Here is a 24,114-nt window from a genome sequence, read left to right on the forward strand (position 1 = left end):
TATTTGGTGTCTATATATCTTAGAGTTTCTCAACTAGCTCGCTTGCTGCTTCTGCTCTATGCGTTCCTTCATTTTTTCAACTTTCTTCTGGTCTGCGGTAGCTCTTTGTAAATTTACTTTTTCGAGTCTATTTAATTCTAATCTAATTTCCTCACTACGCTTTTTAAGTTTTTCTAATTTTTCGTCTCTGAGTTTTTGACGTGCAAGGCGCTCTTCTTTTTTCTTGGCTTCTATACGCTCCAACTCTTGTTGTTGTTTTTTAAGTTTCCCTTTTTCTAAAGCAACAGTGCCATACGCATAACCATACATACTCAAAAACAACAATGCAATCAATCCTATAATCAGTAAGCCATTTTCCATAATTCTAATATTTCAGGGTAAAAATTATTAAAATCTCAATATGCTATGAATTAGCATTTAAAATTTTAAATAAAATTAGAAAAAAGAAGTACTTTCTTAAAAATAAAAAAGGTAAAGTACTTAAAAAAAAGATAAAAAGCTCTAACCAAATAAGATAATGACCAAAGCTTTTAATTATTATAGTTTTTTTGGGGTGTTAATTGCTATTCGAAAATATTGTAATAGGCAAATATTAATCCGTAAACCAGAGTTTTAATTATCGTAGACTCTTTGCGCTATAGCAGAAAACACAAAATTGAAAAACAACCATATTTAAATACTAATCTTCCTCTACTCCAAATCCATGGGATTTCCATTGTGACAATCCACCCTCTAATTGATAAATCGAATCGAAACCTACAGACTTAAATAGAGCTATACTTTTTGAACTACGCTTACCTGAGCGGCAATAAACAAATATTGGTAACGTAGTTTTTAGCAAACGTATACTATCTTGAAAATTTTTGGAAAAATAGTTGATGTTTACTGCTTTTTTAATGTGGCCAGCACTAAACTCTTTCGGACTTCTTATATCAATTAATTGCACATCTTCATTTTCAATTTTAGCTTTAAAAGCCTCTGCTTTTAAAGCTAAAGAGTTTTCATCATGAGAGATACAGCTAATAAAGATGGTCGTTATAATTAATAACTTAAAATGCCGCATTGGAAGCTATTATTCTATATCTACCACATCCCCTGTCCATTGTAGCATACCACCTTCTAAATTAAAGGCTTTTTCAAAACCTAACTCTTCCATAATTTGGCAGGCTTGTCCACTTCGGTTTCCAGAACGGCAATACACATAGTAACTTTTGGATTTATCTAACGCTTCTATAGCATCAATAAATTCCTGACCTTTATAAATATCTAAATGAACAGCATTAGGGATAATCCCATCAGCAACCTCTTCATCAGTTCTTACATCCAGTACAACAGCGTTGTCATCATTTGCCAACTGCTCAGCCCATTCATCCTGTGTTAAATCTTCCATTATTATATGATTTTTTGCAAATTTAAAACTTCTTAAAAAGATAGACGAAAAAAAATCCGAAGTATTACAACTTCGGATTTTATCTGTTTCTCAATCCTATTTATACTTTTATGGAACAACCTATGGCTTTAGTTTTTTTAAGCTTAATTTCTTCTCCACTAAGAAGGGCGTCTACAGCATCTTCTAGATAAGTTTCACTAACAGCATCTGGGTTTCTGGAACTATCATCGATAGACCCTATATATTTTACTACCATGCCTTTCTTTGTTTTTTGGACTAAATAATTATGTGGTGTCTTAGTCGCTCCAAATTTGGGATATACTTTTTGTCCTTCATCTACTAGATAAGGAAACGTGAATCCTTTTTCTTTGGCTCTCTGTTGCATAGCTTTATAACTATCGCCTGGTTTGGTATTTGGGTTGTTCGGATTTATAGCAATTACAGGATATCCCTTAGGGGTATACTTTTTATCTAAAGCTATTATTCTGTCTTCATAAGCAATAGCAAACGGGCAGGTATTGCAGGTAAAAGTGATAATGAATCCTTTTGCTTCTTCATAATCGGCTAACGACACAAAATTTCCATCAATGTTTTTTAGTTTAAAATCTTCAATTACATCACCAACATCATAACCGTCGTTGTGATTAGTATTTGTAAAGGCACTTGCAAAAATTGCAATTGCAATAAGAGGAACTATTTTTAATAAATTTTTCATGGTAAATTATTTTAATTGTTTTATTTCTTGTTCTAATTCTTTATAGGTAAATGACCTTTCAAAAAATTTACGTTTGTTTTTATTGTAAATAATAGTTGCTGGAATTGAGCCAGACCAAGACTCATCTATCTCATTAATCCATCTATTTTCATTATCATCATTTAAAACCACTACCCTACTTTTCAAATTTTTCTTCTCAATAAAAGGTTTCAATTTAGACTCATATACGTGGGGGAAATCTAAGCTCACTAAAATTACTTCAACTCCTTTATCCTTGTAGGTTTCATTTAGTTTCTCAAAATATGGTAACTCTTTAACGCAGGGACCGCACCATGTTGCCCAAAAATTAATAACATAAGTTTTATCATCAGTTCTTTTTAAAAACGTTTGAAATCGTTCAAAATCGTAAACCTCTAAATCAATATCTGCCTTGGTAACATTTTCCTGTTCAACCTTAACATGTTGCTCGGCTTTAATATCCTTCTTTTCCTTACACGATACTGTGATTAGCAGTATAACTATTAATAATCTCAATACCATTTAGTTTCTATATTATATGTTTAAATTTAAACAATAGCAGAAGAGTCATAAGAAGGTTTAACAAATATTTAAACAAAACACACAGAAGTTGATTATTTTACCTACATTTGTATATACAACAGTTGAAAATGCGGATAGAAGATATTTTAAAATTAAGCTCTAGTATTCCGCTATCCAAAAATGTTGTGGTCAATATTTTGTACATCTCTGGATTAATTAATGGAGAATTAAATCAGCTGTTAAAGCCTAAGGGAATATCAATACAACAGTTTAATGTATTAAGAATTTTAAGAGGGCAAAAAGGGAATCCAGCGACACTAAGTGACATCCAAGAACGGATGATAAATAAAATGAGTAACACAACACGATTGGTAGATAAGCTAATCAAAAAGGGACTCGTAAAAAAACAAATAAATAGTACTAACAAAAGAAAAATAGATATAAAAATTACAACTGAGGGGTTAAACTTCTTAAGTCAAATAGATAAATTGATTGATAGTAAAGAAGTAGAAATAGTAAGCCAACTTACAGATAAGGAGGCTTCAGAGTTGATAAGGTTATTGAGTAAATTACGGTTAATAGCAGACTAACTCTCTCTAAACTCAATAATCGTGCAAAACTACCATAATACATTATGGTAGTTTTTTGTTTAAAAAAATACACAAAGCGTTGTATAATTATATTTTCGTTTTTATATTTGACCCACAATTGATTTGTAAAATGAATAAAGAATTAAATAATACTTGGTGGTGGTGCTCTCGAAACTAACATTCGTGAAGTAAAATCCTAGTATATTTAAATTAAAAATATCAAAAAAGGCTTGTCATTCACGACAAGCCTTTTTTCTTTGAGTTCAGAACTCGCATAATTATGAAAAAATTTAGTCTTTATACCCATCATAAACGCATTCTTACAGATACCATTACACCTGTAACGGTATATTATAAGATTCGTGATAAATATCCAAACAGTATATTATTAGAAAGTGGTGATTACCACAGAAACCATAAAAATTTCTCGTATATCTGTTTCAATCCTATTGCCACGATTAAGGTTGAAAACGAGGTAATTTCAGAAACGTTTCCTGATGGAAGTTCTACATCCATTACTATAACAGAAGACATAAATGTAGTTGACGAAATTTATAATTTTACCAAAAAATTTGATACTTCATCAGAAGAGAATTTTAAGTTTATAAACAACGGTATATTTGGCTACACAGCTTATGATGCAGTGCGTTATTTTGAGGATATCCAAATAAGTAAAAAGAATGATTCAGTAGTTATTCCTGACATCTATTATGCCGTATACCAAAATATTATCGCCATTAATCACTTTAAAAACGAAGCTTATATTTTTGCTCATTGTTTTGAAGGGGTAGACAATAATATTGATGCTATTGACAAACTTATAAATGTTCAAAATTTTGCATCTTATAACTTCACTGCCAAAGGAGATATCACATCTAATTTAACCGATGATGAATTTAGAGCACATGTTGATATTGCCAAAAAACATTGCCAACGTGGAGATGTATTTCAATTAGTATTATCTAGACGATTTTCTCAGGAATTTACTGGAGATGATTTTAATATCTATCGTGCCTTAAGAAGTATTAACCCATCCCCTTACTTGTTTTACTTCGATTATGGGGACTTCAAAATTTTTGGAAGTTCTCCAGAAGCACAATTAATTGTTGATGATGGACTAGCAGAAATCCATCCCATAGCTGGAACATTTAAACGTACAGGAGATGAAGAAAAAGATGAAATTTTAGCAGACAAATTAAAGAAAGATGATAAAGAAAATGCTGAACATGTAATGTTGGTGGACTTGGCTAGAAACGATTTAAGCCGTCATGGCAGCCAAGTAAATGTAGAAACGTATCGCGAAGTACAATTCTTCTCGCATGTAATTCATTTGGTAAGTAAAGTTACAGGTCAAAAACACGATACCACCTCAACCATGCAGGTTGTGGCAGACACTTTTCCTGCGGGTACTTTAAGTGGAGCGCCAAAACACAGGGCAATGCAATTGATTGAAGATTACGAAAAAACTAGTAGAGCATTTTATGGAGGTGCCATCGGATTTATGGACTTTGATGGTAACTTTAACCACGCCATTATGATACGTACTTTTTTAAGTAAAGATTATAAATTATTCTGGCAAGCTGGTGCAGGCTTAGTCTCAAAATCAAATAAAGAAGATGAGTTACAAGAAGTATATAATAAGTTAGGAGCATTAACAAAAGCTATTACACTAGCAGAAGATATTTAATTATGAAAAAAGTATTAGTAATAGACAACTACGACAGTTTTACGTATAATTTAGTACACTATCTAGAGGACTTAAATTGTGATGTTACCGTATTTAGAAATGATAAATTAACCCTAGAAGATGTTGCGCCTTATGATAAAGTTGTGCTATCCCCAGGACCTGGCATTCCTGATGAAGCTGGTTTATTAAAATCTATTATCGAAAAATATGCAGCCACAAAAAGTATTTTTGGTGTTTGCTTGGGGCAACAAGCCATTGGAGAAGTTTTCGGGGGATCGCTCGTAAACCTAGATGATGTATATCATGGGGTTTCAACCAATGTTACCATTAGTGTTGATGATGAATATATTTTTAAAGGTTTAGAAAAAGATATCGAAGTGGGGCGTTACCATTCTTGGGTGGTTAGCTCTAACCTTCCAGATACATTAGAAGCAACATCTTTTGATGCTAACGGACAAGTAATGTCTTTAAGACATAAGGAATATGATGTGAGAGGAGTACAATACCACCCAGAATCGGTACTAACTCCACATGGAAAAAAGATATTGGAGAATTGGGTAAATAACTAGTAAGCAGTTTGCAGTAGCAGTAGGCAGTGCTTACTCGAATAAATAAAAAAAAGTAACTAACAGTTCCCTCTTCTTTGGAGAGGGTTAGGGAGAGGCTTATGAAAGACATTTTAAACAGATTAATAAATCACGAAACCATCTCTACGGAAGAGGCAAAACAGGTTATTGTTAACATATCAAACGATATGTGCAACCCAAGTGAAATTGCATGTTTTCTTTCAGTATATATGATGCGAAGCATTACTATTGAGGAACTAACAGGGTTTAGAAATGCCCTACTAGAACTTTGTGTTGCAGTAGATTTAAAGGATTTTGATGCTATAGACATTGTAGGTACAGGTGGCGACGGCAAAAACACCTTTAATATATCTACATTATCCTCTTTTGTAACGGCAGGTGCTGGAGTAAACGTATCAAAACATGGTAATTATGGGGTATCATCAACTTCAGGTTCGTCCAATGTTATGGAACATCTTGGGGTAAAGTTCTCTAATGATGAAGACTTTTTAAGACGCTGCTTAGACAAAGCTGGTATTTGTATTTTACATGCACCTTTATTTCATCCCGCTATGAAAAATGTGGCACCTATACGAAGAGAGTTAGGTGTAAAAACATTTTTTAATATGCTGGGGCCAATGGTAAACCCTTCATTTCCCAAGCATCAAGCATTGGGTGTTTTTAGTTTAGAATTGTTACGCTTATATAGTTTCATTTATCAAAATACAGATAAAAACTATAGCATTGTTTATGCTTTAGATGGTTATGATGAAATTTCGCTAACAGGAAAAGCTAAAATTGTTTCCAATCATTCTGAAAAATTATTTGTTCCAGAAGATTTAGGACTTTCAACTATAAAACAAGAAGCTATTTTTGGAGGCAATACCGTTGCCGATGCTGCAAAAATATTTGTAGATATTATTAATGGAAATGGCACCGAAGCACAGAATAATGTGGTTTGTGCCAACGCAGGATTAGCCATTGCAACGGCCAGACAAACAACACATAAAGAAGGTTTTGAAATGGCAAAGGAATCACTGTTCTCTGGTAAGGCGAAAGAGCGTTTAGATACATTGATTGAACTTAGTAAAAATTAGTGTACAGTGTGCAGTTGCATTTTACTGCGACTGAACACTGAACACTGAACACTGAAACATGAACATACTAGATAAAATAACATTAGATAAACGTAAAGAAGTAGAACTTAGAAAATCTCTAATTCCTATTTCTCAGTTAGAGCAATCTGTTTTATTTGAAAGGCCTACTGTTTCTTTAGCTAATAGTCTCAAGAACAGTAAAACAGGGATCATAGCCGAACATAAAAGGCGTTCACCTTCTAAATCGGTAATTAACAATAGCCTTAATGTTCAAGATGTAGCCAAAGGCTACGAATCTGCTGGTGTTTGTGGTATGTCTGTATTGACAGATGGTAAATACTTTGGCGGTTCTTTAGACGACCTATTAACCGCAAGAGCAAGCTGTAGTCTACCACTTCTAAGAAAAGAATTTATTGTAGACGAATATCAAATACTAGAAGCCAAAGCTTATGGTGCAGATGTTATTTTACTTATTGCTGCCATTTTAACTAAAGATGAAATTAAACAATTCTCTGAATTTGCCAAAAGTTTAAAATTAGATGTGCTTTTAGAAGTTCATAATGAAGAAGAATTACACAAATCTATCATGCCTAGTTTAGATATGTTGGGTGTAAATAATCGTAACTTAAAAACATTCGAGGTAAGTTTAGAAACCAGTAAAAACCTAAGCACTGTTATACCTGATGATTTTGTAAAAGTATCAGAAAGTGGAATAAGCAATATTAACGCTATAAAGGAATTACAACCTTACGGCTATCAAGGATTTTTAATTGGTGAGAACTTTATGAAAACTGATAATCCTGGGGAAAGCACAACAGAATTTATAAAAAGCCTCCTCTAACCTGCCTACTGGCAGGCAGGCTCTTCCGAAGGGAGAGGATGCTTACTCAAATGGAAATGGAAAAAGAAAATGTTATGAATAAAGAAGATAAAAATATTACGCAACAAGTTCCCGCTTCTTTGGAGGGGTCTAGGGTAAGGCTTAAAGTTTGCGGCATGAAATACCAAGATAATATTGAAAGTATTGCTGCTTTAAAACCAGATTATCTTGGATTTATTTTTTATGAAAAAACACCTCGTTATTTTGACACAAAAATCCCTGATATTTCAGACAGTATCAAAAAAACTGGTGTTTTTGTTAATGCTGAAATAGGAACAATTGTTGAAAAGGTAAACGAATTTAAACTTGATGCCGTTCAACTACATGGCGAAGAATTACCCTATTTCTGTAGCATATTGCGGTCTACAAGTTTGTTATCTCGACCCATTGAGATTATTAAGGTATTTTCAGTAAAAGAAGGCTTTAACTTTGATGTCCTAGAGCCCTACGAAAATGTTTGCGACTATTATTTGTTTGATACCAAAGGGAAACTTCCAGGTGGAAATGGCTACACTTTTGATTGGAGCCTTTTAAACAATTATCCATCAACAAAACCCTTTTTTTTAAGTGGAGGCATTGGTTTAGATCAAGTAGAAGCAATCAAGGAATTTCAAAAAAGTGATGCTTCAACATACTGTTACGCCATTGATGTAAACAGTAAATTTGAAACTGAACCAGGTTTAAAAAACAGTTCAATTTTAAGAGAATTCATTAATAAATTATACAATAAAAAAACAATGAATTACAATGTAGATGATAAAGGATACTATGGCGAATTTGGTGGTGCTTACATTCCAGAGATGCTATATCCAAATGTAGAAGAGTTACGTCAAAACTATTTAAAAATTATGGCAGAGCCAGACTTTCAAAAAGAATTTGACAAGCTTCTAAAAGATTATGTTGGCAGACCCTCACCCTTATATTATGCTAAACATCTTTCTGAAAAATACAATACTAAAATTTATTTAAAGCGTGAGGATTTAAACCACACGGGAGCACATAAAATAAACAATACCATCGGGCAGATTTTAATGGCAAAACGTTTAGGTAAAACTAGAATTATTGCCGAGACGGGTGCAGGCCAACACGGTGTTGCTACAGCTACTGTTTGTGCCTTAATGGGTATGGAATGCATTGTGTATATGGGAGAAATCGACATAGCAAGACAAGCACCAAATGTAGCTAGAATGAAAATGTTAGGTGCACAAGTAGTGCCAGCCCTTTCTGGAAGTCGTACACTAAAAGATGCTACAAACGAAGCCATTCGCGATTGGATTAATAACCCTGTAAATACGCATTACATTATTGGTTCTGCCATTGGTCCTCATCCATATCCAGATATGGTAACACGCTTTCAGGCAGTTATTTCAGAAGAAATAAAATGGCAATTAAAGCAGCAGGAAGGGCGTGAAAACCCAGATTATGTGGTGGCTTGTATTGGTGGTGGTAGTAATGCTGCAGGAACATACTATCATTATTTACACGAGCCCGATGTAGGTATTATTGCTGTAGAAGCTGCTGGTTTAGGTATAGATTCTGGCGAAAGTGCTGCTACATCTGTTTTAGGAAGAGAAGGTATCATTCATGGTTGTAAAACCTTGTTGATGCAAACGGCTGACGGACAAATTACTGAGCCCTACTCTATTTCGGCTGGGTTAGATTATCCTGGAGTTGGTCCCATGCACGCGCATTTATCTAAAACGGGGCGCGCAGAATTTTTGTCTATTACAGATAGTGATGCTATGGAAGCTGGCTTGGAATTATCTAAACTAGAAGGTATTATTCCTGCTATTGAGACGTCTCATGCCTTTGCTATTTTTAAGCATAAAACCTTTAAACCAAACGATGTTGTAGTAATGAGTTTATCAGGCCGTGGTGATAAGGATTTACAGAATTATATTGATTATTTTAAAATTTAATTTTTTGTATTCCCATGAAAATAAGAATCTTTTAAAATAACTGTCATTCCGCACTTGATGCGGAATCCACAAAAAAAAGTATAACTAAATTATAGATTCCTGCCTTCGCAGGAATGACAGATAGTATGAACAGAATAAAAAGCAAATTACAAGAAGACAAAAAGTTATTGTCGATATATTTTACAGCAGGTTATCCTAATCTTAATGATACTGTTGGTATTATTCAAGATTTAGAAAAAAACGGTGTAGACATGATAGAAATCGGGTTGCCTTTTAGCGATCCTCTAGCGGACGGACCAACTATTCAAGACAGTTCTACAGCTGCATTAAAAAATGGAATGACAACCGAAGTGCTTTTTAAGCAACTGGAAGGGATTCGTGAGACAGTTTCTATACCACTAATTATAATGGGATATTTTAATCCGATGTTTCAATACGGTGTGGAAGCATTTTGCAAGAAATGCCAAGAATTGGGTATAGATGGATTAATTATTCCTGATTTGCCAGTTGATGTATACCATGAAAAATATCAAGCTATTTTCGAAAAGTACGGTTTAATTAATGTGTTTTTAATTACACCACAAACTAGCGATGAGCGTATTCGGTATATCGATTCTATTTCAAACGGATTTATCTACATGGTAAGCAGTGCTAGCACCACTGGTGCTAAATCTGGCTTTGGGAAAGAACAAACCGCTTATTTTGAGCGTATTGGTAACATGGATTTAAAAAATCCACAAGTGATAGGTTTTGGTATAAGCAATAACGAAACATTTACACAAGCAACTAAATATGCTAAAGGCGCTATTATTGGCAGTGCATTTGTGAAGTATGTTACTAAACATGGTGCAAAATCGATAAACGGTTTTGTTGATTCAATTATAAACTAGATATTTACCTACAGATAATAAAACGGATAATATGAATTGGTACTTAAAAGTTGTAAGAGATAATTACGCAAATTTTCAAGGTAGGGCAAGACGACAAGAGTATTGGATGTTTACTCTCATTAATATATTAATAATTTTTGGAGTTGCACTATTATCAGGTCTATTTGTTGGTAACGATGATACCGCTTTCATACCTATGATTTTAATCGGTGTATACTTTTTAGCTATTTTAATTCCATCAATAGCAGTTACAGTTAGAAGATTACATGATACAGGGAAAAGTGGATGGTATTATTTATTATCATTTATACCCTATGTTGGAGGAATTATCATGTTGGTATTCACTGTTCAAAATGGTGATGTTGGGACAAACAAATACGGTCCTGACCCAAAAAATCCTGAAATAGATAATGAAATTGACGATATAGGGAAACCTTTGTTAGATCAGTAACTAATAATAATGATTACAATCTGAAGGACAAGGTATAAACTTTAAGGATATTGAAATTAAGGTTATAGATTAGCGTTTGTTATTTTCAAACATTCTTAAATATAGTTGCTCTACTTTTGTTCTTGCCCAAGGTGTACGTCTTAAAAACTTTAGACTCGATTTTACTGAAGGGTTATGAGGAAAACATCTAATTTTTATTTGATAGCCCATATATTCCCAACCATAATGTGTTACTAAATCATTAATAATCTGTTCTAGTTTTTTGCCATGTAATGGGTTGTTGGGTTGTGATTACATTAAAGCTTTTCAATAAGGTTTTTTATTTTTACAGCTTTTTCAAAATGATCTAACTTATGGGTTTCTATCCACCATGTAGCTACTTCCATTAACAATTCTGGGTTGTCATTTTTATTTTTAAAAAAGGCATAAAAAGACACACCTACATTTGCACCTTTATCGGCAATCTTTTTATTACAAACTTCAATAATTTTATCTTTTAAAATCTTACGCATAAGTTTTAATTAATGCTATTGTTGCGCCTTCTAGATTTGTTTTTATTATTTCTATTTCTAGAGTTTCTATTCCTTCTTGAATTATTGGAGTTGGAGTTTCTAGGTTTATTTCTTCTCTGTCTATTTTGCCCAGGTTTGATAGGTTCTGTTGAGGCATTGGGGTCAGGCTCAAAACCTTCAATAATTTCCACTTCAATGTTTTCTCCTATTAACTTTTCAATACCTTTTAAGAAAGACGTCTCGTCTGCACTTACTAAAGATATAGCTTGCCCATTTGCTCCTGCCCTACCTGTTCTACCAATACGATGTACGTAATCTTCGGAAATATTGGGTAATTCAAAATTAATAACATGTGGTAATAACGGGATATCTAACCCACGTGCAGCAATATCAGTAGCTACTAAAACACGAACTTGTCCGCTTTTAAAACCAGATAAGGCCTTGGTTCTAGCACCTTGACTTTTGTTACCATGAATAGCTGCAGCTGTAATCCCAGACTTAACCATCTTTTCACATAAGCGATTAGCGCCATGCTTAGTTCTCGTAAATACTAAAACCTGTTTCCAATTACCTTCTGAAATTAACTTTATAATCAAACCTGTTTTTTTCGCTTTTGCTACGCGATATACTTTTTGAGAAATAGCTTCAACAGTTGTATTTTCTGGGGTAGCTTCAACTTGAACTGGATTGTTTAAAATACCATGCGCTAACTTCTTAATATCTTTTGAAAAGGTTGCAGAAAACATCAAATTTTGGCGCTTATCTGGCATCAAATTAATGACCTTCTGAATATCTCTCAAAAACCCCATATCCAGCATACGATCGGCTTCATCTAAAACAAAAATCTCTATGCGTTTAATAGATAATACCCCTTGGTTTTGTAAATCTAACAAACGCCCGGGAGTGGCTACTAAAACATCAACACCTCGTCGTATTGTTGCTATTTGAGGTTTTTGATTAACACCCCCAAATATTACAGCGCTTCGTAAGTTTAAAAACTCGCTATACGCTTTAACATTATCATAAACCTGGGCTGCTAATTCTCTAGTTGGGGTTAAAATTAACGCACGAATAGGTCTGTATTTCTGTTTAGGGTTTTCAGAAAGCAAGTGTAATATAGGCAATGTAAAGCCTGCTGTTTTCCCTGTACCTGTTTGTGCAGACGCTAACACATCCTTGCCTTCTAAAACTAAAGGAATGGCTTTTTGTTGAATAGGACTTGGGGTAGCGTACCCTTTTTTGCTAACTGCTCTTAGCAAGGCTTTAGATAAGCCTAGAGATTGAAATGACATATATAATGTTTATGAAGCTCAAATTGGACTTAGAGATAAAAATCACATAATGTAATATACCTCTTTTGCTATTAGGAGAGCAAGGTACGTCTTATTTTATTATTCTGATTTTTTATGAATTAACTTTACTAGAAATTATAAAAACTTCAGTTGATCAATAATAAAGTATTAAAAAAATTCATATTAATTCATCCTTAATAGTTAACTACCCATATTATTGCAGAGCCTCTATTTTTAAAAACCATCCATATAAATTATTATTTATTAACTTTCCTCTCATGAATTTAATGTATATTTATATAGTTAATAGTGAACCCTTTACCAAACTATTGTAGCAAAAACATTGTTTTTTTAAATTAAAGATATGAGAATAAAAGACCATATACCGAAACAATCTTCTAACAATATTACTAAAGTATTTATCTCTTTTATTCTAGTTTCTACATTTTTGTTCTCTGCATCTAGTTGTAGTAAAAAAGATGAAGAAGAACCAATGAAAGAAAAAATGGAAGAGGAAGAAGAAATGGGATATAATTATCCTAAAGGCAAAATATTTTTCGAATTTGCGCCACTAGATTTAAATGGAGTTGCTTTTTATGAACCCATGGGAAGGATGGGTGTATTTCCTCAAGACCATGGTGGTTTTATTCACTTTGAATATAATGTTAATATGCCAACAACACCTATTTATGCTATGGCTGATGGTGTAGTTACAGAACTTGGAAAAAGCGGGAATGATTTCTTTATGACTGTTAAATATAGTACAACTATAAGTACCAAACTAGGTCATGTAGGTAGGTTTTCAAATTTTATTTCAGATAATGCAGACCCTGTATTAGAAGGGAGTCCTCTAAATGTTGAAATTGAGGTAAAAGCAGGTCAGACTATAGGATATATCTCAGCATTCTCAGCATTGGATATAGGAGTTCATGACTTAGACTTGGAGGACAAAAAATCATTTTGTTATCCAGAATTAGCTTATTTTGAAAATTTATTTGCTGCAAACATTTTTGATTACTATAAAGACGAAAACCCGATAAAGGGAGAATTTTTAAGTAAAACTATAAGAGAAATAGAACCGTTTGGAGGTAAAAATGACTATGATGTTAAAGGTACGATCTCTGGAAATTGGTATTTAAAAGATAAACTTGAAAATAAAGATGTTTTTGCAAATTATTTTGCAGTTGGTTACGATCATATTTATGCTCAAAGGGTCGCTCTAATGGATGGGTTACCCCGCCATGACCCTGATGTGGAAGACACAAATTCATACTCATATTCATGGATAAAATCCAATAATCCAAAACCAGAAAATGTAGATGTTTCCTATGGAATAGTTAAATATGAATTAATTCCACGTCTCGATTTAAAAAGAAATACTGATGGAACCTATGAATTAAACTCAACTGATAGTATAGATGAGGTTTCCCCAAGAGGTGTTTTTTTAATGCAAATAATAAACACCGAAACTATGCAGGTAGAATTTATTGCAAATACAACAGCTTCTGAAGTTAATGGATTTAGCGGTAATCAAAGAATTTATGTTCGTAAGCCTGATTATCAGTAAGTATATAAGGTTATTATCATGCTAACTAACTTTCAATATTGCAATCATTTTTATTAGTTAGAAACGCATATAAGCTTTTCAAAAAAACTCCCGATACTGCATCACACGAAAATCGAACGTATTGAAATCAGGATTTTTGGCTTTAAGTTGTTTATAAAGTGGCATTCTACTTATAGAAACATTGGCTGCTCCAGAGCCCGAGGTAAGTGATACGGTTTTAATTATTCGTTTAAAATCAACAGGTTCAAGCGTTTCACTCGGAATAATAAATTGATGGATTCGTGGTACCTCATTATTTACCAACTCCAATTTTAAACCATAGGGTTTTAGATGTTTTCTAAAGAAATATTCAGGACCGTTTTTACTATTGCCGCCTGTAAAAAGTAAGGTGTCTATATTTGGATATTGCTTCAAATAGCCAATAACATCTCGAAGTATTATATTTTGCATTCCCAAATCTGAGGCGTCAATTTTATCACGTTCTGCACTTTCAACAATATCACAAACCCCAATTTTGTTTTTAATTAAAAATGATTTTCGTTCTTCAATAGCTTCATAAGAATTATCAAAACGTAAATTTAAATTGTGGATTTTATCAATAAATAACCAAAGCGAATTATAATAGCTCCCATAACAAAAATTAACATCCTTTTCTAAAAGTGCTCCAGTTGAAAATCGTGGTGGTGGTAATGTACCAACTATTAACTTAGTGGTATCTTTTTGAATAAAGGGTTTATAAGGGTGTTTGTGTTTAAACATAAATTAAGCTTGGCTTTTTAACCTAAAAATCTTATATTAATTCAAACTAAAAATAAAAGAATTTATGGGAAAAGGCGATAAAAAAACAAAACGCGGTAAAATAAACAGAGGAACTTTTGGTGCGCGTAGACCTCGAATTAAAAAAAGACCAAGTATTGAGCAAAAAGTAAATGTTGGCAATAAAGCAAAACCTAAGTAATCATAGTTGAGAAAGGAGGTTTTCTGCACCCATTATCGTACTTCTGTAGCGCTTTCTATTGGGTGTTGTCATATGCCTTCCTTCAGAAATTAAAGCTTCCAAAATTTCTTTGGCTTCCTCTATTTTTCCTATGTCTCTTAAAAAATTAGCATAAATTAAGCGCTCTTCGTAGAAAGAGAATCTTATATCAATAGCTTTCAAATTAGCTTCAGCTTCAACTAAATCGCCCTCTTTTTCTAATGCTAATCCATATAAAAATTGTGTTCTTGATTTTTTAAATTCAGAATGGGTTTTAATTTGTTCACCATACAGCACTACACTTTTGTAATCTTCTAATTTATCATAGGCTTCAATTATATTTTTTATTACATAAAAATCATTTTGAAAATTTCCATCTAGAGCATCTTTGTAATGCTGTATAGCATTTTGGTAATCTTTATTTTCTAAGTGAGCATCTGCTAAATTCACTCTATTTTGATAGGTATCTGAAAACTCTAGCCGTTTTTCTAAATCTTTAATCTTTTTAGTGGGATTGATAATATTGGTAATTTCAGAGGTTATTTTTTCAGCATCGCGCTTATTGTATACTTGGGTTATCAGATAGATTGCGCAACCAATACCAGAAAGAAAAAATATTACAAAAATCCAATAATATGGAGCTCTGTTTTTTATGGCGTGATATATACAAAACGCCTGTAACGCAATAACCAAGTAATACCAAATCAAACCTTAGTATATTAAATTCAAGATAAACCTAGTAAATATTACTATCTAATAAAAACCAAATCGGTATCGGTAGACATATCTTCGCTAAACCCATAATTCATGTAATTAAAGCCTTTTAAATCTTCTATGGTTTGGGCATTAGTATCAATAATATATCTTGCCATTGCACCTCGTGCTTCTTTTGCAAAGAAAGAGATAACCTTGTATTGTCCGTTTTTAAAATCCTTAAAGTTAGCACTTATCACAGGTACTTTCAATACTTTTTTGTCAATTGCTTTAAAATACTCGTTACTTGCTAAATTTAAAAATAGCTCGTTGTCTTGCAGCTCCTCATTTAAAGCATTAGTAATATCTTTTTTCCAAAATTCGTATAAGTTCTTCTTCACACCTACAGGCATTCTAGTACCCATTTCCAATCGGTAAGGTTGCATTAAATCTGTTGGTTTTAATATCCCATACAATCCAGAAAGAATGCGAACGCTATCTTGCATTACATCTAATTTTTCTTCAGGAATAGTATAGGCATCCAAACCACGATATACATCGCCATTAAACGCATATACTGCAGGTCTTGCATTATCTTTAGTAAATGGTAATTCCCAAGACTGATTGCGCTCATAATTTAATTGTCCTAGAGCATCAGAGATACTCATGAGTTTAGATAAACTCTTTACAGATTTTTTCTTTAATAATGTATTAAGACGTTCAGATTGCTTTAAAAACTTGGGTTCTGTGTATCTAGATGTTGGCAATTCTGTTTCAAAGTCTAAAGATTTTGCTGGAGAAATAACTAACTTCATGTGTTTTATTTTTTATTAATTAGTCGCTTTTATATCTCCAAATTTACAACGCATTTTCTTGAATTAATATTGAAATCTAATACTATTTACAATGAAGATATAAAGTGAATTGATACTTAGCAAGTTTTACATTAGATTTGTTTATTCTAAAAATTAAAAACATCAATATGATAGCGTTTTTGCACACCAATAAAGCTCACATTAACAATTTTGAAAACTTAGTACGTGCACAGAACAGTACAGTTGAAACAAAACATTACGTAAACAAAAATATATTGGATAGTGCTTTAAAAACTGGAATTACAGACGCTGTACAGTTTGAAAAGGAAATAGAAGCTATTAGAAAAGAAAAACCATCTTTAATCATTTGTACATGTTCTACTTACGGTGCAGAAAGTGATAAATATTCTGATGTGTATAGAATAGACCACCCTATTATAGATTATTTAGTTTCCAATTACACTAAAATAGGATTAGTTTATACCGCAAATTCTACTAAAACAGTAAGCGAGGATTTAATGCAAAGCATATCTGCTGAAAAAGAAAAACATATTGAAATTATAAATGTTGATTGTTCTGCCTTATGGACACATTTTGAGACAGGCGATTTAGAAAGTTACAACAAAGGTATTGCAGAAAACACCATTAACAAAGCTTCTGAGGTTGATGTGTTTTTCCTAGCACAAGCATCAATGGCTGGTGCAAAAAACCATTTACAAAACTTAGATAAAGAGGTATTTACAAGTCCTGAGTTTGGTGTAAAAGAATTGCTTAAAAATATTGAATAGTTGTTATCCTGAATGTTTAGAATACCCACGCCACTTCTCTACACAAGCCTCTATATCCTCAGGAATAGGAGTTTCAAAACGCATAAACGCTCCTGTTTTAGGGTACTCAAATCCTAAAATTTTGACTTATTTCTTTTTAAGTGATTTATTTAAACACTCTGACTGTTTTAAAAATTGAGGTTCTGTATGTTTTGATGCTGGCAATTCTGTTACAAAGTCTAAAAATTTTGCTGGGGATATAAGAGTTTCATGTGTTTATTTTTTAAAGTTACAGGTACTTAAGAAGGATTAAAATCAATGCTTAAATTTATTAACTACAATATTAATAAGATTTTACCAATGTTCTTATTTATTATATGCCACAGCATACCATAAAACTTAATAATTGTTGATTTAATAGAAAAGAGTTGGTTGGTAAGAAACGTATGAGTAGTTTTAACTTGTATTATTTTAAAATCTACAATTTCAGAATGAAAAAGAGTGTCTTACTATTTTCAATTTTAACCATAATTTGTTTTAATTGTTCCTATAATTTTTCTGAGGATAATCTTAATGAAATTGATAGGCCTTCAACAAAAAACAACTCAATACTTATTAGCAACTTCAAAAGTGGTGATACAATAAATTCTCAAAGAGTAATGACGTATACTTTTGAGGGGCCTTCTAATCCATTTAGAGCAGAATCTATTGTATATTTAGATGGAGAAAAAATAGGAGCTGGATGGAATGCAGAAACTGAAACAGGCAGGTTTAGCTTATATCCTGCTAGGTATAAAGATGGCATTCATAAACTTAGATTTGAACATTCCTTTTTTTCTGGTTCTGGTAGTATTGCCGACCAACTTGGTCAAGAAGTTTTAACTAAAATCGAAGAGTTTAATTTTGTTGTTCGCAGAAAAACCTCAACACCTCCTCCAATTACCGAAGTTAAAATAGAAAACGGGAGTATTACTGTTAAATGGGGAGAAATGAATGGTAATGACTATGAAAAAGCATATTTAAGCATAAAATTTAAAGAATCAGAGCAAAAAGTGCCCTTAAGTCCAGAAATTCTCTCCCAAAAAAAATTTATTGATAAAACTACAGTGCTTCATACGGGTAATCGGAACACTCCATTTTATGACTATTACTCTAAAGCAGAATATTCAATTTTATTGACAAATCAGTATACTGACAACTATGGATCAAGTAAGGAAATAGAATATAATATTGAATGGTTTGAACCAGAAATTGTATTCAATGGTTTCAATGATTATATTATCAAATGGCCATCGCATCCATTATATGGAAATTTTGAAAATCTTCAAATATCAGGGTTTCTAGGTTCAAGCTCAGGTGGCGAAATGGTTGTAGATCGTCCTTTTATTTTTGGCTCTGATTATACAATTAATTTTAAACCCAAAGTTAATTTGGGTGGTTATGAAATTTATTCTTTTCGTAACGCAAAATTAGACGAAGACACATTTGGCTCTTTCAATTTTGGAGTACCAAACTATAAAGGAATTGTATATCACACAACTAATGAAAAATATTACATATTAGTTAATGGTGCCCGTATATCAAATATTGAGGGCTATGAGTTATATATTTATGAATATTCCAAAGACATGGAATTTATTAGAAGAAATTATATTTCTAATAGTGAAGCATTAGGGCGGCATTTATCCATTTATATAGACCCATTAACTCAGAATTTTTATGTAGATACTTTTAATAGTTCATACTTGATTGATAAAGACAATCTCTCTATCATAAAACAAGTTACGGGTAGTGCTAATGATATAAGAAAAAATTTTAGAGGTAATATAGTAATTACCCGTACTGGACATTTTCCTACCCACACAACCATTGAGAACATACAGACCAATACCATAATACGCTCTGGAAATTCAATCGGCAGTGTTCTTTCGGACGATGCCAAATATATTTTTATAGCAGATGAAAACGGCAGAGGTATTTATGAGATTGACGGGAATCAATTATCAAAGATAATAGACATAAGTGAAGACGATTATGTTTCAAAGCTAATTGTTGTTGGGAATCGGCTTATTTATTCACACTATAGCGGAGAATTTTCAGGTAAATTTTCAATTGCAGACCTGAACACAAATACTAAAAAAACTTTTGAATTTGGAACTTACCAAAAATCAATGCAATATGATCCTGTGTCGGAAAAACTTTTATTGATCAATAATGGTGGTGCCGGCATATTCGATATAAATTCAGATATCCTTGAAACTTTTCCTTATGAGCATATTAATGGAGGGGGCGATCATTTTGTATACTTACAGAATGGGCGTCTTTTTCACACAAAAGGGATTTACATCGATAATTTTTAAAAAATATTTATGAAATATATTTTTAGTTTAGCAATATTTCTAGTGTTCTCGTTAAGTGTAAGCACCCAAAACTCTGAGATTTTTACTGATTTTGGTATCGGCTTACTATCTCATCAACCTCTAAAGACATTCCATGAAGGCCTATCAGAACAATTAACAATTGAAGGGTTCGAAACTACCGATAATTATGGTATAAACTATGGATTCTCAATTGGATTTAAAATTAACAGCATAAAAACCTCTTTTTTCTTTCAGAATAAAGTGGCAGGAGCAAAATCGTCTGTTGCTGATTTCTCTGGATATATTAGACTTACTGATGAGCTAAGAGGATATACTTTTGGAGGTATTTATGAATTTGATCTTCAACAATTCAAAAAAGGATCTCTGTCTTTTGGTGTAAAAGGTTTAATTACCAGTTCAAAGCTCATAGTTAAAAGTGAAAGTAATATTGCTAATTCTTTTGATAATGATGTGTTGAATTTTAGATCTATTGACTTTGGTTCTGGTGCTATAATGATATATAGATACCCTTTAAAAGTGATTACTTTACGAGCAACTTTAGGTGCCGATTTTTACATCGGTGGAAAATTAAAATTTGAAGATATGAAAGAGGCGCATTTATTGGATAGTAGTGGAAATAAAGTAACTACGGGCTGGTCTGGATTAAACTTAGGAATTGGTATTGCGTTTCCTTTAGCAAACTAATCAAAATCTAAGAAATATGCAGACAAATAACATAAACCAAACACACTAAAACTTAGAGTACCCACGCCACTTCTCAATACAAGCTTCTATATCCTCGGGCACTGGTGTTTCAAAGCGCATAAACTCCCCTGTTTTAGGATGCTTAAACCCTAAGGTTTTAGCATGTAACGCTTGTCTGGGTAATACTTTAAAGCAATTCTCTACAAACTGTTTGTATTTGGTAAATGTTGTACCTTTTAAAATGGCATTGCCTCCGTAGCGTTCGTCGTTAAACATCGTATGTCCTATGTGTTTCATATGCACACGAATCTGGTGTGTGCGTCCTGTTTCTAATTTACAGGACACCAAGGTTACATACCCCAAACGCTCTAATACTTTATAATGGGTAACAGCGGGTTTTCCTTTTTCGGCTTCTTCATCTAAAAATACGGTATTCTGTAGTCGGTTTTTGGGGTGTCTGCCAATATTACCTTCAATAGTGCCCTCATCAGCTTCAACATTCCCCCAAACTAAGGCTACATATTCGCGTTCGCTAGTTTTTTCAGCAAACTGTAGAGACAAATGTGTCATGGCTTGCTCTGTTTTTGCAACTACTAAAAGTCCGCTAGTATCCTTATCTATACGATGTACCAATCCTGGGCGATCACTGGAATTGTTGGGTAAGTTCTTAAACCGATAAATTAACGCATTTATTAAAGTACCAGAATAATTACCGTGCCCTGGATGCACAACCATACCCGCAGGTTTGTTAACCACAACCAATTGGTCGTCTTCATAAACTATATCTAATGGGATATCTTCGCCAACCAATAAAGCTTCATAAGTGGGATGCTCAAATAGCACACGAATCTTGTCATTGGGTCTTACCTTGTAATTAGATTTTACAGGTACGTCATTAACCAAAACACCATCATTCTTCGCTGCGTTTTGTATTTTGCTACGTGTGATGTTTTCTATGTAATTCATCAAATATTTATCAATACGTAAAGGGGCTTGCCCCTTATCTACCGTAAAAGCAAAATGTTCGTGAAGGTTATCTTCTTCTGGTAATTGTGGTCCGTAGTTTTCCATAGTATGGCACTAGTTTATTACTAATGCTAAGGGCGATTACCGTTACCTAAAACTAAATCTATCTTAGATGTTTTTGGTAATTTTTCTCCTGGATTAATGGGTTTTCCCTTGTGTTTTAATTGTAGTACAATATCTTTTCCTAGGTTATCTACATAAGTAATATTGCCCACTTTAAACCCTAGAGCTTCCAAATTAGGCTCTGCTTGCCTAAAAGTACGCTCTCTTAAATCTGGCACCTCAACTTTTCGGTAACCCGATGGGTTTAGTGTTAAGTATATTTTCCTGTCCTCTTTTACTTTTGTACCCGCAGCTGGCTCTTGATCTATAACTGAAAATTTTGGGTAATCTGGATTAAAATTAGCTGAGTCCTGAATTTGCATTACCAAATTGTTTTCTTTCAATTCCATATCGGCAACACTAATAGATTTCCCCTTAAGCTCTGGTACTGTTTCAAATTCGCCATGATTTGTGGTAGACTTTAACCAAGTTAGCATTACAAAACACAATACAACCAAAGCCACTATAGCTAATGCTAATTGTTTTAAAAATGTTTTACTGAATAAAAACTTTAAGAAACTCATGTATCGATTTTTGAATTAGGCAAATATAAAGAACTGTTTTTTGTTTTGCGATTTATATAATATTTTAGCCTCACTAACACAAACTATTATTACATACGTTTATTGTTGGTATTTGGTTGTAAATATAGTGTAGCGGTTTAAATTTTTGCAATTTGGGCGTTACCCACAAGGGGTCGGGCTTTACTCATTGATTTATATTTTAAATTAATGTATTCGTGAATGTAAACATTTCACTACTCAATCCCTCCTACGTCGGGGATTTCAAGCAGGCCGTTCAATCCCTAACGCAGCTGAGAACAACTCCATAAACCACAGAATAAATATAACGCTTGGGCTTATCAAAAAAATTTAAGCCTGAACAAAATAAACATCTATGAAAAAAAATATCGCCATAATCATGGGCGGCTATTCCAGCGAATATAAAATATCTCTAACCAGCGGTAATGTAGTTTTTGAAACCTTAGACAGAGATAAATACAATCCTTATCGTATTCATATTTTTAAAGATAAATGGGTATATGTAGATGAAGAAAATATGGAATTTCCCATTGACAAAAACGATTTTTCTATTAATGTAGATAGTTTTAAAATAAATTTTGATTGTGTGTTTAATGCTATTCACGGCTCGCCTGGAGAAGATGGTTATATGCAAGGGTATTTTGAGCTATTAGGTATTCCACATACAAGCTGTTCAATGTATCAAGCACAAATTACGTTTAACAAACGTGATTGTTTAAGTATTTTAAAACCCTATGGTATTAAAACTGCTGCATCGTATTATTTGAATATGGGAGACACTATAGACGAAGCAGCTATAGTTAAAGCGGTTGGTTTACCCTGTTTTGTTAAGGCCAATAAAGCTGGCAGTAGTTTTGGGGTAACCAAAGTTCATAAAAAAGAGAATTTGCAACATGCTATTGATGTGGCATTTAAAGAAGATGACGAAATTATTATTGAATCCTTTTTAGATGGCACCGAAGTTTCCGTTGGAGTTATCACTTATAAAGGAGAAACCAAAGTATTGCCAATTACAGAAATTGTTTCAGAAAATGATTTCTTTGATTATGAAGCAAAATACTTAGGTAAATCTCAAGAAATTACACCAGCACGGTTAACACCAGAACAAGAAGATAAAGTTAACGTACTCGCAAAAAAAGTCTATGAAGTTTTAAGAATGACAGGATTCTCTAGAAGCGAATATATATTCAAGGATGATGAACCCCATTTATTAGAAATAAATACTGTCCCCGGACTCACTAAAGAAAGCATTTTACCCCAACAAGCTGAAGCGGCCGGTATCTCCCTTTCAGATTTGTTCGACAATGCGATTAAAGAGGTATTGAAATAATTACCTTACAGATTACACATTTATTTGGTTATATTTGGGACACAACATAACCAAACTTATATGATTTTTTACGGTACAAATTCTTCTCGATTAAAAAATGGACAACTTAGAGGCGTAGAATGTCCTAATTGTAATGAGCAAACCTCTATGAATTATAGTGTTTTTGGAAAATACTTCTACGTCTATTGGATTCCTATTTTCCCTATTGGAAAAGAAAATATTTTAGAGTGTAATAGCTGTAAAAGAACATTCAAACTAAAAGAATTACCTCAAAAGATTAAAGATAAGTTTGAACTAGAAAAGCATAAAGGCATTCCTTTTTTACATTTTAGTGGTCTTGCAATAATTGCTTTAGTTATTGGATACTTTAGTTACTCTAATGCGCAACACAAAGAAGCTGAAGCAGAATATATAAAGGCGCCTGCTATTGGAGATATTTATTCTATAAAATCTGAATCGCCAGGACATTTTACAACAATGAAAATTACAAAAATAGAAGAAGATAGCATTTATGTAGTTTTTAATAATTATGAAATTGATAAACGTTCTGCCATAGACCAAATAGATAAAAGTGAAAATTACACCTTTCTTACAGATGTAACTACCTTAGAGAATCTTCAATTTCTTTATGAAGAAAAGGAGATATTTAATATAGAACGTGATGAGTAAAATTATCTACTTATAAGATTTGTATATTTACAA

At 32.8% G+C, this 24,114-nt stretch carries 27 protein-coding genes and 2 pseudogenes; 16 read left to right on the forward strand and 13 right to left on the reverse strand.

Annotated elements, in window-relative coordinates:
- Nucleotides 1-33: 33 nt before the first annotated feature.
- From JS605_RS11245 to JS605_RS11265, 5 genes are all read right to left on the reverse strand, one after another.
- On the reverse strand, nt 34-360 hold the full coding sequence (locus tag JS605_RS11245; RefSeq protein ID WP_203257827.1) for a hypothetical protein: 327 nt from the start codon (nt 358-360) through the stop codon (nt 34-36).
- Between the two features lie 319 nt (nt 361-679).
- Nucleotides 680-1,063, reverse strand: a complete 384-nt coding sequence (locus JS605_RS11250; protein ID WP_203257828.1) for a rhodanese-like domain-containing protein — start codon at nt 1,061-1,063, stop codon at nt 680-682.
- Nucleotides 1,064-1,072: 9 nt separating this feature from the next.
- Nucleotides 1,073-1,390, reverse strand: coding sequence for a rhodanese-like domain-containing protein (locus JS605_RS11255; protein WP_203257829.1), 318 nt, complete (start codon nt 1,388-1,390; stop codon nt 1,073-1,075).
- 100 nt (nt 1,391-1,490) lie between these two features.
- The gene (locus tag JS605_RS11260) at nt 1,491-2,105 is read right to left on the reverse strand and encodes a thioredoxin family protein (RefSeq protein ID WP_203257830.1); all 615 of its coding nucleotides are present in this window, start codon (nt 2,103-2,105) and stop codon (nt 1,491-1,493) included.
- A 6-nt stretch (nt 2,106-2,111) separates the two neighbouring features.
- Nucleotides 2,112-2,645, reverse strand: a complete 534-nt coding sequence (locus tag JS605_RS11265; protein ID WP_203257831.1) for a TlpA family protein disulfide reductase — start codon at nt 2,643-2,645, stop codon at nt 2,112-2,114.
- Nucleotides 2,646-2,773: 128 nt separating this feature from the next.
- Here JS605_RS11265 and JS605_RS11270 point away from each other — a divergent pair, with 128 nt between their 5' ends.
- From JS605_RS11270 to JS605_RS11305, 9 genes and pseudogenes are all read left to right on the forward strand, one after another.
- The gene (locus tag JS605_RS11270; protein WP_203257832.1) at nt 2,774-3,235 is read left to right on the forward strand and encodes a MarR family winged helix-turn-helix transcriptional regulator; all 462 of its coding nucleotides are present in this window, start codon (nt 2,774-2,776) and stop codon (nt 3,233-3,235) included.
- Nucleotides 3,236-3,515: 280 nt separating this feature from the next.
- Complete coding sequence (locus JS605_RS11275; protein ID WP_203257833.1) at nt 3,516-4,922, forward strand: anthranilate synthase component I family protein; 1,407 nt, start codon at nt 3,516-3,518, stop codon at nt 4,920-4,922.
- A 2-nt stretch (nt 4,923-4,924) separates the two neighbouring features.
- On the forward strand, nt 4,925-5,491 hold the full coding sequence (locus tag JS605_RS11280) for an anthranilate synthase component II (protein ID WP_203257834.1): 567 nt from the start codon (nt 4,925-4,927) through the stop codon (nt 5,489-5,491).
- A 98-nt stretch (nt 5,492-5,589) separates the two neighbouring features.
- Nucleotides 5,590-6,585: an anthranilate phosphoribosyltransferase gene (gene trpD / locus JS605_RS11285; protein ID WP_203257835.1), complete on the forward strand. Its 996-nt coding sequence runs from the start codon at nt 5,590-5,592 to the stop codon at nt 6,583-6,585.
- 58 nt (nt 6,586-6,643) lie between these two features.
- Entirely contained in the window at nt 6,644-7,426 is a 783-nt protein-coding gene (gene trpC / locus JS605_RS11290; protein ID WP_203257836.1) for an indole-3-glycerol phosphate synthase TrpC, read from the forward strand.
- A gap of 155 nt (nt 7,427-7,581) precedes the next feature.
- Nucleotides 7,582-8,169 (forward strand): annotated as a pseudogene (locus JS605_RS17685) (phosphoribosylanthranilate isomerase); the annotation flags it as partial.
- A gap of 33 nt (nt 8,170-8,202) precedes the next feature.
- A complete protein-coding gene (gene trpB, locus JS605_RS17690; RefSeq protein WP_317194155.1) occupies nt 8,203-9,384 on the forward strand; it encodes a tryptophan synthase subunit beta in 1,182 nt (393 codons plus the stop codon).
- A 125-nt stretch (nt 9,385-9,509) separates the two neighbouring features.
- Nucleotides 9,510-10,274 carry a tryptophan synthase subunit alpha gene (gene trpA / locus JS605_RS11300; protein WP_203257837.1) on the forward strand — a complete coding sequence of 255 codons (765 nt, stop codon included), beginning with the start codon at nt 9,510-9,512 and terminating at the stop codon, nt 10,272-10,274.
- Nucleotides 10,275-10,305: 31 nt separating this feature from the next.
- The gene (locus tag JS605_RS11305; RefSeq protein WP_203257838.1) at nt 10,306-10,725 is read left to right on the forward strand and encodes a DUF805 domain-containing protein; all 420 of its coding nucleotides are present in this window, start codon (nt 10,306-10,308) and stop codon (nt 10,723-10,725) included.
- 69 nt (nt 10,726-10,794) lie between these two features.
- On the opposite strand, the pseudogene JS605_RS11310 reads toward JS605_RS11305, so the two are convergent.
- The 3 genes and pseudogenes from JS605_RS11310 to JS605_RS11320 form a co-directional block, all read right to left on the reverse strand.
- Nucleotides 10,795-11,016, reverse strand: a pseudogene (locus JS605_RS11310) (VF530 family protein); the annotation flags it as partial.
- A 5-nt stretch (nt 11,017-11,021) separates the two neighbouring features.
- Nucleotides 11,022-11,237 carry a DUF6500 family protein gene (locus tag JS605_RS11315; protein ID WP_203257839.1) on the reverse strand — a complete coding sequence of 72 codons (216 nt, stop codon included), beginning with the start codon at nt 11,235-11,237 and terminating at the stop codon, nt 11,022-11,024.
- Between the two features lie 5 nt (nt 11,238-11,242).
- Nucleotides 11,243-12,529, reverse strand: a complete 1,287-nt coding sequence (locus JS605_RS11320) for a DEAD/DEAH box helicase (RefSeq protein ID WP_203257840.1) — start codon at nt 12,527-12,529, stop codon at nt 11,243-11,245.
- A 364-nt stretch (nt 12,530-12,893) separates the two neighbouring features.
- Between JS605_RS11320 and JS605_RS11325 the strand changes: the two genes are divergently transcribed.
- Nucleotides 12,894-14,096 (forward strand): M23 family metallopeptidase, encoded by a 1,203-nt coding sequence (locus tag JS605_RS11325; protein ID WP_203257841.1) that lies wholly within the window; start codon nt 12,894-12,896, stop codon nt 14,094-14,096.
- A 78-nt stretch (nt 14,097-14,174) separates the two neighbouring features.
- On the opposite strand, the gene JS605_RS11330 is transcribed toward JS605_RS11325, so the two are convergent.
- Nucleotides 14,175-14,855, reverse strand: coding sequence for a uracil-DNA glycosylase family protein (locus JS605_RS11330; RefSeq protein WP_203257842.1), 681 nt, complete (start codon nt 14,853-14,855; stop codon nt 14,175-14,177).
- A 64-nt stretch (nt 14,856-14,919) separates the two neighbouring features.
- On the opposite strand from JS605_RS11330, the gene JS605_RS11335 reads away from it, so the two are divergent.
- Nucleotides 14,920-15,054, forward strand: a complete 135-nt coding sequence (locus tag JS605_RS11335; protein ID WP_203257843.1) for a 30S ribosomal protein THX — start codon at nt 14,920-14,922, stop codon at nt 15,052-15,054.
- On the opposite strand, the gene JS605_RS11340 is transcribed toward JS605_RS11335, so the two are convergent.
- Nucleotides 15,055-15,780, reverse strand: coding sequence for a hypothetical protein (locus JS605_RS11340; RefSeq protein WP_203257844.1), 726 nt, complete (start codon nt 15,778-15,780; stop codon nt 15,055-15,057).
- A gap of 41 nt (nt 15,781-15,821) precedes the next feature.
- Entirely contained in the window at nt 15,822-16,580 is a 759-nt protein-coding gene (yaaA, locus tag JS605_RS11345; protein ID WP_203257845.1) for a peroxide stress protein YaaA, read from the reverse strand.
- A gap of 167 nt (nt 16,581-16,747) precedes the next feature.
- Here yaaA and JS605_RS11350 point away from each other — a divergent pair, with 167 nt between their 5' ends.
- The 3 genes from JS605_RS11350 (at nt 16,748) to JS605_RS11360 (ending at nt 20,412) form a co-directional block, all read left to right on the forward strand.
- Nucleotides 16,748-17,368, forward strand: a complete 621-nt coding sequence (locus JS605_RS11350) for a hypothetical protein (protein WP_203257846.1) — start codon at nt 16,748-16,750, stop codon at nt 17,366-17,368.
- Between the two features lie 470 nt (nt 17,369-17,838).
- The gene (locus JS605_RS11355; RefSeq protein ID WP_203257847.1) at nt 17,839-19,707 is read left to right on the forward strand and encodes a hypothetical protein; all 1,869 of its coding nucleotides are present in this window, start codon (nt 17,839-17,841) and stop codon (nt 19,705-19,707) included.
- A 9-nt stretch (nt 19,708-19,716) separates the two neighbouring features.
- Nucleotides 19,717-20,412 carry a hypothetical protein gene (locus tag JS605_RS11360; protein WP_203257848.1) on the forward strand — a complete coding sequence of 232 codons (696 nt, stop codon included), beginning with the start codon at nt 19,717-19,719 and terminating at the stop codon, nt 20,410-20,412.
- A gap of 45 nt (nt 20,413-20,457) precedes the next feature.
- Here the strand turns inward: JS605_RS11360 and JS605_RS11365 are convergent, their stop codons facing one another.
- Both JS605_RS11365 and JS605_RS11370 read right to left on the reverse strand, forming a co-directional pair.
- Nucleotides 20,458-21,483 (reverse strand): RluA family pseudouridine synthase, encoded by a 1,026-nt coding sequence (locus JS605_RS11365; protein ID WP_203257849.1) that lies wholly within the window; start codon nt 21,481-21,483, stop codon nt 20,458-20,460.
- A gap of 26 nt (nt 21,484-21,509) precedes the next feature.
- On the reverse strand, nt 21,510-22,064 hold the full coding sequence (locus JS605_RS11370) for a PASTA domain-containing protein (RefSeq protein ID WP_203257850.1): 555 nt from the start codon (nt 22,062-22,064) through the stop codon (nt 21,510-21,512).
- 373 nt (nt 22,065-22,437) lie between these two features.
- Between JS605_RS11370 and JS605_RS11375 the strand changes: the two genes are divergently transcribed.
- The gene (locus tag JS605_RS11375; RefSeq protein ID WP_203257851.1) at nt 22,438-23,412 is read left to right on the forward strand and encodes a D-alanine--D-alanine ligase; all 975 of its coding nucleotides are present in this window, start codon (nt 22,438-22,440) and stop codon (nt 23,410-23,412) included.
- A gap of 60 nt (nt 23,413-23,472) precedes the next feature.
- Nucleotides 23,473-24,081: a zinc-ribbon domain-containing protein gene (locus JS605_RS11380; RefSeq protein ID WP_203257852.1), complete on the forward strand. Its 609-nt coding sequence runs from the start codon at nt 23,473-23,475 to the stop codon at nt 24,079-24,081.
- The last annotated feature ends 33 nt before the right edge of the window (nt 24,082-24,114 follow it).

The sequence above is a fragment of the Hyunsoonleella ulvae genome, assembly GCF_016827605.1.
GTDB classification, from domain to species: domain Bacteria; phylum Bacteroidota; class Bacteroidia; order Flavobacteriales; family Flavobacteriaceae; genus Jejuia; species Jejuia ulvae.

Coding starts and splice junctions, on each gene's coding strand:
- JS605_RS11260 (WP_203257830.1), bottom strand. CDS start 2,105: ATGAAAAATTTATTAAAAATAGTTCCTCTTATTGCAATTGCAATTTTT.
- JS605_RS11305 (WP_203257838.1), top strand. CDS start 10,306: ATGAATTGGTACTTAAAAGTTGTAAGAGATAATTACGCAAATTTTCAA.
- trpC (WP_203257836.1), top strand. CDS start 6,644: ATGAACATACTAGATAAAATAACATTAGATAAACGTAAAGAAGTAGAA.
- JS605_RS11355 (WP_203257847.1), top strand. CDS start 17,839: ATGAAAAAGAGTGTCTTACTATTTTCAATTTTAACCATAATTTGTTTT.
- JS605_RS11315 (WP_203257839.1), bottom strand. CDS start 11,237: ATGCGTAAGATTTTAAAAGATAAAATTATTGAAGTTTGTAATAAAAAG.
- JS605_RS11350 (WP_203257846.1), top strand. CDS start 16,748: ATGATAGCGTTTTTGCACACCAATAAAGCTCACATTAACAATTTTGAA.
- trpA (WP_203257837.1), top strand. CDS start 9,510: ATGAACAGAATAAAAAGCAAATTACAAGAAGACAAAAAGTTATTGTCG.
- JS605_RS11325 (WP_203257841.1), top strand. CDS start 12,894: ATGAGAATAAAAGACCATATACCGAAACAATCTTCTAACAATATTACT.
- JS605_RS11265 (WP_203257831.1), bottom strand. CDS start 2,645: ATGGTATTGAGATTATTAATAGTTATACTGCTAATCACAGTATCGTGT.
- JS605_RS11375 (WP_203257851.1), top strand. CDS start 22,438: ATGAAAAAAAATATCGCCATAATCATGGGCGGCTATTCCAGCGAATAT.
- JS605_RS11335 (WP_203257843.1), top strand. CDS start 14,920: ATGGGAAAAGGCGATAAAAAAACAAAACGCGGTAAAATAAACAGAGGA.
- JS605_RS11250 (WP_203257828.1), bottom strand. CDS start 1,063: ATGCGGCATTTTAAGTTATTAATTATAACGACCATCTTTATTAGCTGT.
- JS605_RS11280 (WP_203257834.1), top strand. CDS start 4,925: ATGAAAAAAGTATTAGTAATAGACAACTACGACAGTTTTACGTATAAT.
- JS605_RS11370 (WP_203257850.1), bottom strand. CDS start 22,064: ATGAGTTTCTTAAAGTTTTTATTCAGTAAAACATTTTTAAAACAATTA.
- JS605_RS11380 (WP_203257852.1), top strand. CDS start 23,473: ATGATTTTTTACGGTACAAATTCTTCTCGATTAAAAAATGGACAACTT.
- JS605_RS11330 (WP_203257842.1), bottom strand. CDS start 14,855: ATGTTTAAACACAAACACCCTTATAAACCCTTTATTCAAAAAGATACC.
- JS605_RS11365 (WP_203257849.1), bottom strand. CDS start 21,483: ATGGAAAACTACGGACCACAATTACCAGAAGAAGATAACCTTCACGAA.
- JS605_RS11270 (WP_203257832.1), top strand. CDS start 2,774: ATGCGGATAGAAGATATTTTAAAATTAAGCTCTAGTATTCCGCTATCC.
- trpB (WP_317194155.1), top strand. CDS start 8,203: ATGAATTACAATGTAGATGATAAAGGATACTATGGCGAATTTGGTGGT.
- JS605_RS11320 (WP_203257840.1), bottom strand. CDS start 12,529: ATGTCATTTCAATCTCTAGGCTTATCTAAAGCCTTGCTAAGAGCAGTT.
- trpD (WP_203257835.1), top strand. CDS start 5,590: ATGAAAGACATTTTAAACAGATTAATAAATCACGAAACCATCTCTACG.
- JS605_RS11275 (WP_203257833.1), top strand. CDS start 3,516: ATGAAAAAATTTAGTCTTTATACCCATCATAAACGCATTCTTACAGAT.
- JS605_RS11245 (WP_203257827.1), bottom strand. CDS start 360: ATGGAAAATGGCTTACTGATTATAGGATTGATTGCATTGTTGTTTTTG.
- JS605_RS11360 (WP_203257848.1), top strand. CDS start 19,717: ATGAAATATATTTTTAGTTTAGCAATATTTCTAGTGTTCTCGTTAAGT.
- yaaA (WP_203257845.1), bottom strand. CDS start 16,580: ATGAAGTTAGTTATTTCTCCAGCAAAATCTTTAGACTTTGAAACAGAA.
- JS605_RS11255 (WP_203257829.1), bottom strand. CDS start 1,390: ATGGAAGATTTAACACAGGATGAATGGGCTGAGCAGTTGGCAAATGAT.